Genomic DNA, 13,045 nt, shown 5'->3' with positions numbered 1-13,045 from the left:
ATAACAGATTCAGTAGTTTTATGGGATTGCTGAATCTGTTTTTGTATATTTTTTAATAGGCACTTAAAAAATCCTAGTGCTATAGATAAAAAACTTGCTATAATAATAAGGGTAACGAAACCTATGTAGCCTAAGGAGATGAATAAATCATGCTGATAAACTCCATTAAAACAGGATTCAAAAAGGGACTAGAAACAACCTGGATGCTAGGGAAAATCATTATTCCAGTATACTTTATTATTACAATTTTAAAACATACGGTTATCATAAATTGGATTGCAGATGCCTTTAGACCAATAATGGCCCTCTTTAATTTGTCTGGTGAAGCAGCAATAGTTCTTGTTTTAGGGAATGTACTAAACCTTTATGCTGCAATAGGCGCCATTAAAGCAATAGAACTAAGTCCTTTAGAGGTAACGGTAATAGCCATGATGCTGTCCTTTTCCCATTCTCTTTTAGTGGAGACAGCAGTAACGAAAAAGCTCGGCATAAGTGGATTTAAAGTCGTTGCAGTTAGGTTGATGCTGGCAATTGCTTCTGGTGTAATTTTGGGTAGGTTAGGGGGTTTAATATCATAATGGAAGTATTAAAGGAAGGATTTTTTGGAAGTATTCATTCAGTCTACTCAATAGCAATTATTATAATCCCAATAATGATTGCACTACAGGTATTAAAGGATTTTAAAATATTGGATAAAATTACGAAGCCCTTCAACTTTCTAAGCAGAATTTTTAAAACCTCTGATGAAGCTGTATTGCCATTATTGGTAGGAATTATATTTGGACTATCCTATGGTGCTGGTGTAATCATACAAAGTGCTAAAGAAGGGGAATTAACAAAACGAGATCTACTAATCATTACTATTTTTTTAGCCACCTGTCATGCAGTATTCGAAGATACTCTTTTGTTTGTTGCAGTAGGTGCTAATGGCTTTATAATAATTGGTACCCGTCTAGTGGCGGCCTTTATATTAACCTGTTTTATAGCTAAGAAGACTTCAGTCGTAATATCCCTAAATGCAAATAACAAATAAAAAAGATCCCTCTAGGCTAAAGCTTTTAGCACTGGGGATCAATTTGTCTAAAAGTCTTGATTAATCTAAAGGGATGTACCTTTGATTCCTCTTTTCCTTTGTTATCTGAAGGGTCCTTTGGGCATTCTTTATTAAATCTTCATCATTCTGATCTAAAGAAAACTTGGAAATATCCATGGTCACAGAAATCTTAATGGAGATGTTCCCATAAGTAAATTCAGTATTTAATACATTGATAATATCATGGGTTAGCTCATGAATATAGGAACTGGTATCTTCTTTGATTATTACAACAAATTCATCACTATTGACATGTGTAACATCTGCAGATATTTGATAACATTGGAATACAGACTGAATTCTTTCGGGAATCTCTTTAAGTACTTTGTCCCCGATACTATATCCGTAGTTTATATTAATGTCTTTAAAATCATCTATATCTAAACTTAAAATGTAACCATCGGTATCTTGAAGATGCTCCTCTATTAAGAAGTCTCTCTTAACATCCATATCTACCATATCATTACCCCCAGTATAATATCTGAATCGCAATGTTACTCTAGGATAAATGTTTGTGTATTCCCCATTCCTTCTATATTTGTTAGGGGATATTTTGTATACCTTTTTAAAGGCTCTAGAATAGGATTCGTAGCTGGAATATTGAAATTTAACTGCTATATCAAGAATCCGCATATCGGTAAATATTAAGTCATAAGCAGATAAGGATAATCTTCTGTTTCTAATATACTCCTTCACAGATGTGCCAGTAAGGCTAGAAAACATGTTGTATAGGGCGGATTGGGACATATAAGCTGCCTTTGCAACGTCTTCAATTTGTATGCTTTCATGTAGTCGATCTTCAATATAGTCTATTGCCCGCTGTATTCTTTGAATAAACTTTACTTCCATTAAATATTTCCTCCATAAAATCGTATTACAATTATTATACTACCTAAATCAACACAGTATATGATATTTTTTCCAAAAGTTAAAGAAGCTTATCGAGAAAAACTTTATTTTTTTGCCAAAAAAATGTTAAAATGAATATTGTAAGGGTAATTCTTTTATGTGACAAAAATAGAAGGGAGAGGTATTATGGGTAAAAGAGGAGTAAATATTCTAAATCTTGATGTTGAAAAGTTAATCGAAATGCTGAATGCTGCCTTAAGTGAGGAATGGTTAGCCTACTATCAATATTGGATTGGTGCTAGACTAATGGAGGGGCCTATGAGAAGCGATATAGAGAAGGAGCTTCTATTACATGCAGACCAAGAACTAAATCATGCTACTTTAGTTGTTGATAGAATTATTCAACTTGGAGGAACTCCAGTATTGAATCCATCTGACTGGACAAAGCTAAGTCGCTGTGCATATGAAGAACCAACGGATCCATACATAATTGCCATCCTAGAGCAAAATCTTGATGGAGAGCGATGTGCAATTGATAGATATCAAGAAATAGCTGAGTTCACCAATGGTAAGGATTTTACCACCCACCAAATGGCCATTAACATCCTAAATGAGGAATTAGAGCATGAACAGGACATTGAAGATTGGATAACGGATATTAATAGAATTAAAGAAGATATGAAAAATATTAAATAGAAGACTAAAAGATCAAGCTGGAAAAGCTTGATCTTTTGCTGTTTAAGAACTTGTGCCATAGGTTGAAAACAAAAGCAATAGGCTTATTTTTAAGTAATTTACGATGTAAAAATTCGCTCCAAATCATTAAATCTTTCATGGGTAAGAAGGGCATCCTTATCGGTATTTTTCAGCTTAACGATATAGGTCCATCTTCCATAGGGATAGATTTTTTCAATCATTGATATATTGATAATATAAGATTTATGACTTCGAAAAAAGAGATTCCTATCTAGCTTCTCCTCCAGGATACTCAAACTCTCTGAAGTAGAAAAGCTATCCTTTTCTGTGTATAAAACCGTGCTGCGATTCTCCCTTTGTATGATGATGATATCCTTAATATCTACAAAAGAAAGACCTTCCTTATTTTTAACGATTAGCTTCTCTAATCCCTTTTCATATTTAATGATCTTATGAATTAAAGCAGTATCTTCTTTAGTTTCAATGGATTTTATCCGTTCAATTGTTTGCTTAAGCCTATCTATTTTAAAGGGCTTTATTAAATAATCAAAGGCGTATAACTCAAAGGCTTGAGGCATATAGTCATTAAAGGCCGTTACAAATATAATGACTGCCTTGGGGTTTATATCCGCAATTTTTTTAGCACATTCTATGCCATTAATTTTAGGCATTTCAACATCTAAAAAAACGACATCGGGATTTAAGGTCTCGTACAAATGTAGGGCTTCTTCACCGTCAACCCCTTCACCTACAATTTGAATATCATTTTGTTTATCTAGGGCCTTTTTCAGCAACAGCCTCATACCATCATCATCATCTGCTATAATCACCCTTAGATCCATAAACACCCTCCTTTAGTATGCTACTCAATTGATCTGACTACGATTCGCCTTCCTTGGACGCTAATTACCTTAACTTTCACCCCTGCCTCAATAAATTCTCCATCGGATACTACATCCAGCTTAACTCCATCAAAGTCAGCTGTACCAGATGGTCTTAGTTTGGTAACAGTTTTTCCTTCCTTATTCAAGAAGTAAACCAAATCCTCAACACCAATATAACCTGACTCCTTATTTAGGGCTGTGGTAAGAATAAAACTTCTACCAAATTTTCCTTTAGAAGCTGAGTTTATCACTAGAATTAGCATAACACCTAGAATACTGAGAATGATTAAGATCATAATAAGGGCTTCTAGAAAGCTATCCGCCGACAAAACAATTCCTACAATAAATAGAATTATACCAGTTATTCCTGCTATGCCAAATCCGGGAATATATATTTCAATAATGATCATTACAAAGCCTATTAAAAAACACAGAGCTGCAATCCAACTTATTCCAGCCAAGATACTCATTCTATCACCTCCATTATACCTTATATAAATTATAAAACATTGATAAAAAAAGAAAAGCTATGTCTTCTATACAGTACATTTTTTTGTCTGAGGTGTCATTGGGGTTGATTCACCATTTTAGGAATATAACCCTTAAATTGAGTTATATCATCATTGCTGATTACCGAAATTGATCCTCCAAAACGCTGAAGGGTACTTTTAGTGATGGCAAGGCCCATACCTTCACCCTCTTTGCCCTTTGTTGTAAAGCCTCCGTCAAAGATTTTATCAATTATATCCTCAGGAATTTTACTACCATTATTGTTTATGATAAAACCGAAGCCCTTCATATCTTCATACAATTCAAGATATAACAATTTCTTGTTAGGTTTCTCTTTTAAAGCGTATATGCCATTGTCTATTATATTGGCTAGAATTTTACAGAATTCCCAAGAGGGCATTGGTAGTCCCTGAAGCTGTGTTTTTAAGTTGGCCTTAAAGATAATATCTAGCTTTTCCGCATGAATGATCTTTGCTTGTATTAGGGCATTTACAGCAGGATTCTTGGTCTTCAAAACTCCGTTTACTTTTTGCATATCTTTATAAATTTTCTCAATATAATCCTTTGCGTCAGAATACTCATCCATTTCTATGAGACCATAAACCACTTGTAGATGATTCATAAAATCGTGACGTTGAGATCTAAGGGTATTGTTAAGATCAATAAGCTGTTGATTTGTTTCACTAATGATACTATATTGACGATTGCTCTTTAGCATTATCTGAATATGCTTAAACATAAAATAGGTATACAAAAGTAATAGTAGTAAAATGGGGATGGTATAAAACCTAAAGTTACTTATCACCCTTCTAAAACCGATGGTGTCCTCAAAAAATATATAGACAATTACCGATATTAGGGCACCTGCTTGAAGAATACTTACTAGAAATATAGATGTTGTAATTTTCTTTAGGCTAATGGATTTTTCCTGCATCATATTACCTCTTCTTTTTATATTTCAATTTTAAATCATCATTATAATAATTATACAATATTTTTTGGATATAAAGTATAATTAGTTATAGCAGACAACTTAAGTGGGTATTAATAGAATAAGGACACAAAAAAATTGAAAATTGAAAGTTAAAAATGAAAAATGAAAAATGAAGATTGAAAATTAGAAATATAAGATAAAATCAAATGAATAAATTAAATTTATACTCTTGACTATATTTTATCGTTAAACTGAAAGGGGACAATGCGAAATGTTAAAATTTAATATTAAACAATATTTTAATACCATAGTGCAAAAGCTATCTTTGAGCTTTAAAAGATTTCCCATCCCAATAACAATGGCTATAGCGACGGTTATCACCCTTATTATGCAAAATCATGACTTTCCTTCGGGAAGTGTCCCTTGGGATACCTATAGAAGACTGGCTATGACCTTTGCTCTAGGAATACCACTTTTCTTAGTAGTACAGGTTTTATTTGAAAGAATAAAAGCCTACAAGGTAAGTACTAAACTAATTATTGAGGCTGCTGGTATTGCTTTCTTAGCTCTGTATTATTTGTTTTTTATAAAGGATATGACAATGGTTTCCACCACTAGATATATAGCAATCACTCTATCCTTTTATTTTACCTTTGCCTTTATACCCTATTTTATAAAAAGAAGAGGCTTTGAGGTCTATATTATCAAATTAATAACCGACTTTTTTATAACCTATCTTTATGCTGTTATTCTTTTTCTAGGTCTGGCTGCCATCCTATTTACTATAGAAACATTATTCTCTATAGATGTAGCATCTGAGTTGTACTTAGATATATGGTTAATCGTTGCTGGAATTTTTGCTCCAAGCTACTTTTTGTCAACCCTACCATTATCTAATCAAGATATGTCAAAGGAGAATTATTCTAAGGTTATAAAGGTACTTCTTCTGTATATCATTATGCCCTTGTTGGTGGTCTATACCGTCATCTTATATGTTTACTTTGGAAGGATTATTTTAACAAGGGAATGGCCAGAAATTAGGATATCTCATTTAGTATTATGGTATGGATTAATCAGCACCTTTGTAGTGTTTTTGGTTTATCCTATAAGGGAGAACAATAAATGGGCTAGGGCCTTTACAAGTAATCTTCCAAGAGCCATACTACCCCTGATCATGATGATGCTTATAGCTTTAGGTATTCGAATAAATGCCTATGGGGTTACAGAAAACAGGCATTTTGTTCTGATGGCTGCCCTTTGGGTTTTTGGAAATATGACCTATTTAGCTATAAAAAGAAGTCCCAAAACCATTGTACTATTTATATCAATTGCTATTATTTTTATAGTTTCAGTAATTGGACCCATCAATGCCTACACAATATCTAAGTATAGTCAGAATTCTAGATTTGAGATGCTGTTGAAGGAAAATAATCTGTTGGCCAATGAAGAGCTACAAAATGCCCCTACAGATTTATCAGAGGAGGTAAAAAAGGAATTAAGTAGTATTGTTCTCTACTTTGATCATAATCATAGGATAGGTGATCTAAAATATGTTCCAGAGGATATGAATCTAAAAGAACTGGAGGAGAAACTGGACTTTGAAATAAGGGATTACTATTGGGATTTTCCACGTAAATACAATTCCTATAGTTTAGAAAATAGCATAGACCTTTATGAAATCGGAGATTATGATTATTTTATTGATTTCTCTTTTTACAACCGTAGTAGCAGACCCTATGAAGGAAATATAGAAATAAGCTATGATGAAGATGGTAAAGAACTTCGTATCATTAAGGAGGGTAAGCTATTATATAGTAAAGATCTAGAGGAAATAGCTTTAGCCATCCATGAAAAAAGTAATGGGGAGTATAATCAAAGTAAAGAAACCATGACCTTTATAGACGAAAGTCAACAGATTAAGGTTCAGCTTATTACTAAAAATATGGGATTATCTGCAAATAGCAATGGGGATACCCTTAACTTAGATTTCATGGAGTTTTACTTGTTTGTGAAGATAAAATAAGTCCCTCCAAAACCCGATCAAAGCTCTGGGATGTCTTTGTATTGAAAAAATCTGCAAAGGGACAGCCCATCCTCCTAATTCTCTCTGGAAGGTTATCAATTGTAAAGGCGGAGGGCTTAAGGCTTCTTGTCACCTCATGCCAGAACAAGGGGGTAGCCACAGATGCTTCTTCATTGCCCCTAGCTGAATAGGGGGCAATAAGGGTTTTACCAGCTGCATGCTGTAAGTAATCAACATATAGTCTATTTCCCCGATTTTTCTTTATTCGTTCAATGGTAAACCATTTGGGTTCAATTTTCACCAGGTAGTTAGCAATAAACTCAGTGAATTTCCTAGTATCCTCATAGGTGTAGGTAGCCTCTGGTAGGGGGATATAAACCTGCAAACCCTTATTGCCAGAGGTCTTTATAAAGGATGGGATTTCTAACCTATCTAAAATATCCTTGAGGATTATTGCTGCTTCCACCGCCAAGATGAAATCCTCCCGCCTTGGGGGATCTAGGTCAAAAACGATTTCTGATGGATAACTGGAGTTTATTGAGTTAAAGGGGATATGTAGGTCTAAAGCACCTTGGTTCCCTAACCAAACCAAAGTGGCTAAATCCGATACTACGATATACTCTATATCCTCATGAAGGTAGGTTTTAATAAAGTCTGGAGCGTACTCAGGGCAACTTTTTTGATAAAAGGATTCTCCCTCTACTCCCCTAGGATATCTAATTGCTGTTAATACCCTATCCTTTAAAAAGGGTAATAAGTAGGCTGATACATCTATCAAGTATTGAATGTAGCTAAGCTTTGTGATCTTTTTTTTAGGATAATACATTTTATCAGGGTGGGTTATATCCACCTCATGTCCTTCGATTAAAACCCGATTTCTTTCCTTTAACAGAACCATAATTAAGTCTCCTTTGGTTAGATTTACAAAATGAAGTCCATAAAAACTGGAGACCGTACCATTCCACTGGAGGTAAAGCCTCTTCCCTTTAATTTGCATCTTAAGAGGGGTTCAATGAAGACCGCCTTCTTGTCTTCATCAACTTTTATGTCCTTGGCGATATTTAAGAAGGCTCTCCGCTGATCTGGAGTCATACCCTGATGAATTACACCAATTTCAAGGCCTTTATCATCCTTACATAATAGAGCATGATCTTCCTTCCTATAGCCATAAATGACTCCCTCCAAATCAAGCCAATTAATAATTTTTAACCACTTATTGCTTCTTCGGGATAAGTATTGGGATGACTTTTCTTTTGCGATGATTCCCTCCATAGAGTGATCCTGAGCTTTTCGAAAGAGTTCTTCCCCTTGGGTATCGATCCAATCTACAATTCTAATATGGGTATTGTTGCTAGCCTTCAATACCTCCCTAAGAATGGCCTTCCTATTGGTTAGGGGCTTCTGACGAAGGTCTTCCCCTTTATTGTATAAAACATCAAAGACATAATAGGTTACTGGTAGTGCCATTATGGCAGCTTCTATTTTATCCTTCTTTTTTAAACGAAGTCTTTTTATAATCCCTTCAAAGTCATCCTTTCCTTGACAATCCTCAACGATTGCTTCTCCATCTAAAACAACACCTGGTAGAGGATATTGGGCCAGCTCAGGAAATTGGGAGGTTACAAGGTTGCCATTTCTTGTATAGAGGTTAAATCCTTGAATATTTGAATACTCTAGTCTAATTCCATCATATTTCATTTCGAAATAACATCTGGTGGAATTGAAGGGATGGGGAGCAGTTTCTAATAACATTGGTTTAAAGAACATCTTATGCTTTTTTCCTCCTTTGGGTTTGCTTAACTGGAGGTTTTGCTCCTTTAGTTCTCTTAATACTTTCTTCTAAGGCCTTCATTAAATCCACAACATTATCTCTACCCTTAACTTCAACTCCTGCTTCATCCTTCATTTTATCCTCAATTAGATTCATTAAAGCTGTTCTGTAATCATCGGTATATTTTTCAGGTTCAAATTCCTCCGTTAGCTGATCAATTAGTAAAGTTGCCGTTTTCAGTTCCTTCTCTGAAAGCTGAACCTCATGGGGGACATTAGGTACCTCCTGCAGGCTTCTGACCTCATCAGGGAAATGGAGGGTTTCTACAATTAGGGTATTGCTATAAGGTCTAATAACTGCCATTTTTTCCTTAGATCTGATCATAATCTTAGCTAAACCGATCTTTCCAGAATCCGTTAGGGATTTTCTAAGTAGGGCATAGGCTTTACCACCACCATCCCCGGGGCTTAGGTAATAGGAACGATCGAAGTAAATGGGGTCAATTTCTTCCAGCTTAACAAAGTTAATGATATCTACAGCCTTAGCCTCTTGGTCTTTCTTAATCCTATCTAGTTCCTCCCCTTCAATTACTACATATTTTTCTGGAGCATATTCATAGGCCATAATGATATCCTCTGGTTTAACTTCTTCATCACAGTGGGGGCAAGTCTTTTGATATTTAATTGGATTGTTACATTTTTTGTGAAGCTGTCTTAGTTTAATATCCTTATCCTCTGTTGCTGCATGGAGCTTCACGGGGATGTTGACTAAACCAAAGCTGATGCTTCCTTTCCAAACTGTATGCATTTTATTTACACCTCGCCTTCCATAGTATTTTTTACATAGTTGAGTATTTCATTCATGTTGTTATCCAGTATATTATCATTACACCCTAATATGGTATAATCATCTTGTAGCAAGATTTAATCAAAGAGGTGAGTTGTATGAATGATGAAATGAAATCTCAAGGAAAGTCCTGTTGAGGTCCATCAGAGACAACCTCCAGTTTGGAGGACAAAATTTTAAAGAAGTATTCTGAAGACCGTTGCAATATCAGTGATAAGTATATGGCCCATTCCATTAATGGCGAAATAGAAACAGCTATTGGGAATATTAAAAGACTCAAAACTCAGTTGGTACGAAAGGATCATCTTGATCACCTGAAGGTTAGATTCGGTATCCATAGAGATAACTATCATGTACCTACAGGAGTATATGCTGTAGGAACCCCCCATAAAGAATCCCCTATTTTGGTAACAGCTAACTATAAGCTAACCCTAGATCAGCTTAGAAGGGAATTAAAGAACCTAAATTTATGGATTTTAGTGATCGATACCAAGGGGATAAATGTATGGTGTGCTGCAGGAAAAGGTAGCTTTTCAGCTGAGGAAATAATCTATCAGGTTAAGAAAAACCAGCTTGATGAATTGGTGAATCATAGAAGATTAATTTTACCTCAATTATCAGCTCCGGGGGTAGCAGCCCACGAAATATTTAAGTACACAGGCTTTAAAGGAGAATTTGGTCCTATTAGGGCCAGTGACATAAAAAGCTATATTGAAAATGGTTTTAAGGCCACTGGGGAGATGAGAAGGGTAACCTTCACTCTAAAGGAGAGATTGTTGGTTTCCCCCTTGGAGTTTATAATGTCTATGAAGCATTTCCCTATAGTTTTGATACTGATATTTCTATACAATTTATTTAAAACTACTGAGGGACTATGGATTTCAACTGTGATGACAGCTTTTGCATATGTTGTAGCAATTGCAATAGTAACCTTGGTTTTACCTGCACTATTACCACTATTGCCCTTTCGGATGTTCTTCGTAAAAGCTCTTTTCTTAGCTGTAGTATGGAGTGGAGTAGTATATCATTTTAGAGACTTTTTCTTTATATATGGAAGTAGTTATGAGACTCTGGGACATCTATTGTTGATGGCTTCTATCATGGGGTATCTAGGAACTAATTTTACAGGGTCCACCACCTTTACTTCCTTTTCGGGGGTTCAAAGGGAAACCCTCAGGCTAATCCCTGTTGTAGCAATAGGAGTGTTAGGTGGAATGGCATTATTGTTACTAGATTTATTTATATAGAAGGGGTTGATGGAATATATGTCATTAAGCTATATAAAGGGAGTTGCCAATATAAAGCTATACCCAGATAAATGCTCTGGATGTGGTGGCTGTATAGAGGTTTGTCCCCATAATGTTTTGATTATTGAAGATCATAAGGTTGCATTTTTAGATCAAGACAATTGCATAGAATGTGGAGGCTGCATGAAGAACTGTCCCTTCGATGCAATAGTTGTTAAGACAGGCGTTGGCTGAGCCTATGCCATAATTAAAGGCTGGCTCACTGGTAGTGAACCCACTTGTTAAAAGGAATTAAAGGAGGAAAAAATATGGGGTTATTTGGACCGAGTAAAAATGATGTTTGGAAGCAGTTTGCGGATGAAATAGGGGGAGAGTTCTTAGAAGGAAGCATATTTAAGCCATCCATGGTACAGGTAGCCTTTAGAGGATGGAACATTACCTTGGATACCTATACGGTATCCCATGGAAAAAGTAGTACCACTTATACAAGGATACGGGCTCCCTTTGTTAGTACCCAAGGCTTTCACTTTAAAATCTATAAAAAGGGTCTTTTTAGTGATTTGGGCAAAATGTTGGGGATGCAGGATATTATCACAGGTAATGAGGATTTTGATGAGAACTATATCATTAAGGGAAACAACGAAGAACTGGTTAAAGGACTTTTTTCTAGTGTGGAAATAAGAACCTTAATAGAGGAGCAACCCAAAATGACCCTTGAAATTAAGGATAGTGAGGGTTTCTTTAAGAAAACCCCTGAAGGCGTTGATCTTTTACATTTCCAAGAGGTTGGAGTAATTAAAGATATCGAAAGGCTAAAGAGGCTATTTATGATGTTTTCAATAGTAATTAGTGAGCTTGTTGATATTGGTGCTGCCACCTATGAGGATCCAAAGGTCGATTATTTAAGCTAAAGGGTAGAATGAGGAGAATAGGACATGATGAAAAATAAATCTTTACATATTGAGGGATTTAAGGCCTCTATTCCCATAGTTGTGGGTTATCTGCCAATTGCTATGGCCTTTGGGATGTTATCTAAAACCACTGGTATAAGCCTTTTAGATAGTCTTTTATTATCGATTATGGTTTTTGCTGGAGCCAGCCAGTTTATGGCCCTTAATCTTTTAGCCCTAGGAGTTGCAACTGGAGAAATTATTGTGGCTACCTTATTAATGAATATGAGGCATTTATTAATGAGTGCATCCATTGCAGCCAGAATAAAGGAAGAATATAATAAGTATTTTCCCCTGGTGGCCTTTGGTATTACAGATGAAACCTTTTCAATTGCCATGACTAAAAAGGGATATCTAAGGGTGGCCTTTCTAATCCCATTAGAGCTGGCATCCTATTCATCTTGGGTAGGAGGAACCCTTTTGGGATATTTAGCAGGTGAATTGTTGCCAGAATTAGTACAAAGTAGTATGGGTGTAGCATTATATGCTATGTTTGTTGCTATTTTAATTCCTGAAGCTAAGAAGAAGAAGAGCATTGCTTTCTTAGCCATTTCATCTGGTTTATTAAATTCTCTGATTATATATTTTAAACTATTGTCACCTGGATGGAGCTTGATATTCTCAATTATCATTGTTGCCATAGCGGGGGTATATATTATTAAGCCAGAGGAAGTGACGGATTATGAATAACCTATTGATGCTTATAACAGGAATGATGCTGGTAACCTATATACCTAGACTTTTACCCTTTATAGTTGTTACTGGAAGAAGACTGCCAGAAGGGTTACGGAGGTTTTTGCTATATATACCCTATACTGCCCTAGGGGCTTTGATCTTTCCAGGAGTATTTAATTCCATTCCCCAAATGCCTATAGCGGCTGTCTTGGCTATGGTTTTTGCAGGTGCCTACGCATGGAAAAAGGGTGGAATTATTATATCTGTTGTGGGGGCCATATTTGTAGCCTTTTGTAGTTTGTATATTGGGAGTTATTTGTAGGTACAATATCTAGGGAATAAGTAATAGGGAATAAGTAATAGGGAATAAGTAATAGGGAATAAGTAATAAGGAATTAAGAATTAAGAATTAAGAATTAAGAATAAGGACTTAAACACTAGCAGTATAACGAATAATATAAATAAGGAATAGAATTTTGGTTTAGAAGTTTCTACATGCATTCTACATTCTAAATTCTACATTCTTAATTATTTTTTTATATAAATAAGCATTCCTGTAATACGTGA

Annotated in this window: 16 protein-coding genes; 9 read left to right on the top strand and 7 right to left on the bottom strand. The window is 35.3% G+C overall.

All coding sequences use genetic code 11. From position 1 onward, the window contains the following. Positions 1 to 149 precede the first annotated feature (149 nt). Together F8153_RS13840 and F8153_RS13835 are read left to right on the top strand one after the other, a co-directional pair. The gene (locus F8153_RS13840) at positions 150 to 578 is read left to right on the top strand and encodes a nucleoside recognition domain-containing protein (protein ID WP_151866954.1); all 429 of its coding nucleotides are present in this window, start codon (positions 150 to 152) and stop codon (positions 576 to 578) included. After that, the gene (locus F8153_RS13835) at positions 578 to 1,033 is read left to right on the top strand and encodes a nucleoside recognition domain-containing protein (RefSeq protein WP_151866953.1); all 456 of its coding nucleotides are present in this window, start codon (positions 578 to 580) and stop codon (positions 1,031 to 1,033) included. Before F8153_RS13840 ends, F8153_RS13835 begins: the two co-directional genes overlap by 1 nt. Before the next feature lie 60 nt (positions 1,034 to 1,093). On the opposite strand, the gene F8153_RS13830 is transcribed toward F8153_RS13835, so the two are convergent. Continuing rightward, entirely contained in the window at positions 1,094 to 1,942 is an 849-nt protein-coding gene (locus tag F8153_RS13830) for a helix-turn-helix domain-containing protein (RefSeq protein ID WP_151866952.1), read from the bottom strand. A gap of 186 nt (positions 1,943 to 2,128) precedes the next feature. Between F8153_RS13830 and F8153_RS13825 the strand changes: the two genes are divergently transcribed. After that, the gene (locus F8153_RS13825; protein WP_151866951.1) at positions 2,129 to 2,638 is read left to right on the top strand and encodes a ferritin-like domain-containing protein; all 510 of its coding nucleotides are present in this window, start codon (positions 2,129 to 2,131) and stop codon (positions 2,636 to 2,638) included. Between the two features lie 98 nt (positions 2,639 to 2,736). Here F8153_RS13825 and F8153_RS13820 read toward each other — a convergent pair whose 3' ends face one another. The 3 genes from F8153_RS13820 to F8153_RS13810 form a co-directional block, all read right to left on the bottom strand. Continuing rightward, complete coding sequence (locus tag F8153_RS13820) at positions 2,737 to 3,480, bottom strand: LytR/AlgR family response regulator transcription factor (protein WP_151866950.1); 744 nt, start codon at positions 3,478 to 3,480, stop codon at positions 2,737 to 2,739. A gap of 20 nt (positions 3,481 to 3,500) precedes the next feature. Continuing rightward, complete coding sequence (locus F8153_RS13815; protein WP_151866949.1) at positions 3,501 to 3,992, bottom strand: NfeD family protein; 492 nt, start codon at positions 3,990 to 3,992, stop codon at positions 3,501 to 3,503. A 95-nt stretch (positions 3,993 to 4,087) separates the two neighbouring features. Continuing rightward, positions 4,088 to 4,966, bottom strand: a complete 879-nt coding sequence (locus tag F8153_RS13810) for a sensor histidine kinase (RefSeq protein ID WP_192929827.1) — start codon at positions 4,964 to 4,966, stop codon at positions 4,088 to 4,090. A gap of 271 nt (positions 4,967 to 5,237) precedes the next feature. On the opposite strand from F8153_RS13810, the gene F8153_RS13805 reads away from it, so the two are divergent. Beyond that, positions 5,238 to 6,989 (top strand): DUF4153 domain-containing protein, encoded by a 1,752-nt coding sequence (locus tag F8153_RS13805; RefSeq protein WP_151866947.1) that lies wholly within the window; start codon positions 5,238 to 5,240, stop codon positions 6,987 to 6,989. Here F8153_RS13805 and ligD read toward each other — a convergent pair. The 3 genes from ligD to ku are packed head-to-tail and all read right to left on the bottom strand — an operon-like array spanning position 6,955 to position 9,567. Next, a complete protein-coding gene (ligD, locus tag F8153_RS13800) occupies positions 6,955 to 7,887 on the bottom strand; it encodes a non-homologous end-joining DNA ligase (protein ID WP_207707735.1) in 933 nt (310 codons plus the stop codon). The two genes, F8153_RS13805 and ligD, sit on opposite strands and share 35 nt — an antisense overlap. 23 nt (positions 7,888 to 7,910) lie before the next feature. Continuing rightward, on the bottom strand, positions 7,911 to 8,756 hold the full coding sequence (locus F8153_RS13795) for an ATP-dependent DNA ligase (protein WP_151866945.1): 846 nt from the start codon (positions 8,754 to 8,756) through the stop codon (positions 7,911 to 7,913). Position 8,757: 1 nt separating this feature from the next. Then, positions 8,758 to 9,567 carry a non-homologous end joining protein Ku gene (gene ku, locus F8153_RS13790; RefSeq protein WP_151866944.1) on the bottom strand — a complete coding sequence of 270 codons (810 nt, stop codon included), beginning with the start codon at positions 9,565 to 9,567 and terminating at the stop codon, positions 8,758 to 8,760. Positions 9,568 to 9,704: 137 nt separating this feature from the next. Between ku and hgcA the strand changes: the two genes are divergently transcribed. From hgcA to F8153_RS13765, 5 genes are all read left to right on the top strand, one after another. Beyond that, positions 9,705 to 10,853, top strand: coding sequence for a mercury methylation corrinoid protein HgcA (gene hgcA / locus F8153_RS13785; protein WP_252989043.1), 1,149 nt, complete (start codon positions 9,705 to 9,707; stop codon positions 10,851 to 10,853). Between the two features lie 18 nt (positions 10,854 to 10,871). After that, positions 10,872 to 11,087 (top strand): 4Fe-4S binding protein, encoded by a 216-nt coding sequence (locus F8153_RS13780; RefSeq protein WP_151866975.1) that lies wholly within the window; start codon positions 10,872 to 10,874, stop codon positions 11,085 to 11,087. Between the two features lie 74 nt (positions 11,088 to 11,161). Beyond that, positions 11,162 to 11,764: a DUF3137 domain-containing protein gene (locus F8153_RS13775; RefSeq protein ID WP_151866942.1), complete on the top strand. Its 603-nt coding sequence runs from the start codon at positions 11,162 to 11,164 to the stop codon at positions 11,762 to 11,764. A 24-nt stretch (positions 11,765 to 11,788) separates the two neighbouring features. Further along, a complete protein-coding gene (locus F8153_RS13770) occupies positions 11,789 to 12,493 on the top strand; it encodes an AzlC family ABC transporter permease (protein WP_151866941.1) in 705 nt (234 codons plus the stop codon). Beyond that, positions 12,486 to 12,800 (top strand): AzlD domain-containing protein, encoded by a 315-nt coding sequence (locus tag F8153_RS13765; protein ID WP_151866940.1) that lies wholly within the window; start codon positions 12,486 to 12,488, stop codon positions 12,798 to 12,800. Before F8153_RS13770 ends, F8153_RS13765 begins: the two co-directional genes overlap by 8 nt. Positions 12,801 to 13,045 lie beyond the last annotated feature (245 nt).

The sequence above is a fragment of the Alkaliphilus serpentinus genome (assembly GCF_009017255.1).
Taxonomy (GTDB): Bacteria; Bacillota; Clostridia; order Peptostreptococcales; family Natronincolaceae; genus Alkaliphilus_D; species Alkaliphilus_D serpentinus.
This window is presented reverse-complemented; position numbering and strand designations above follow the sequence as displayed.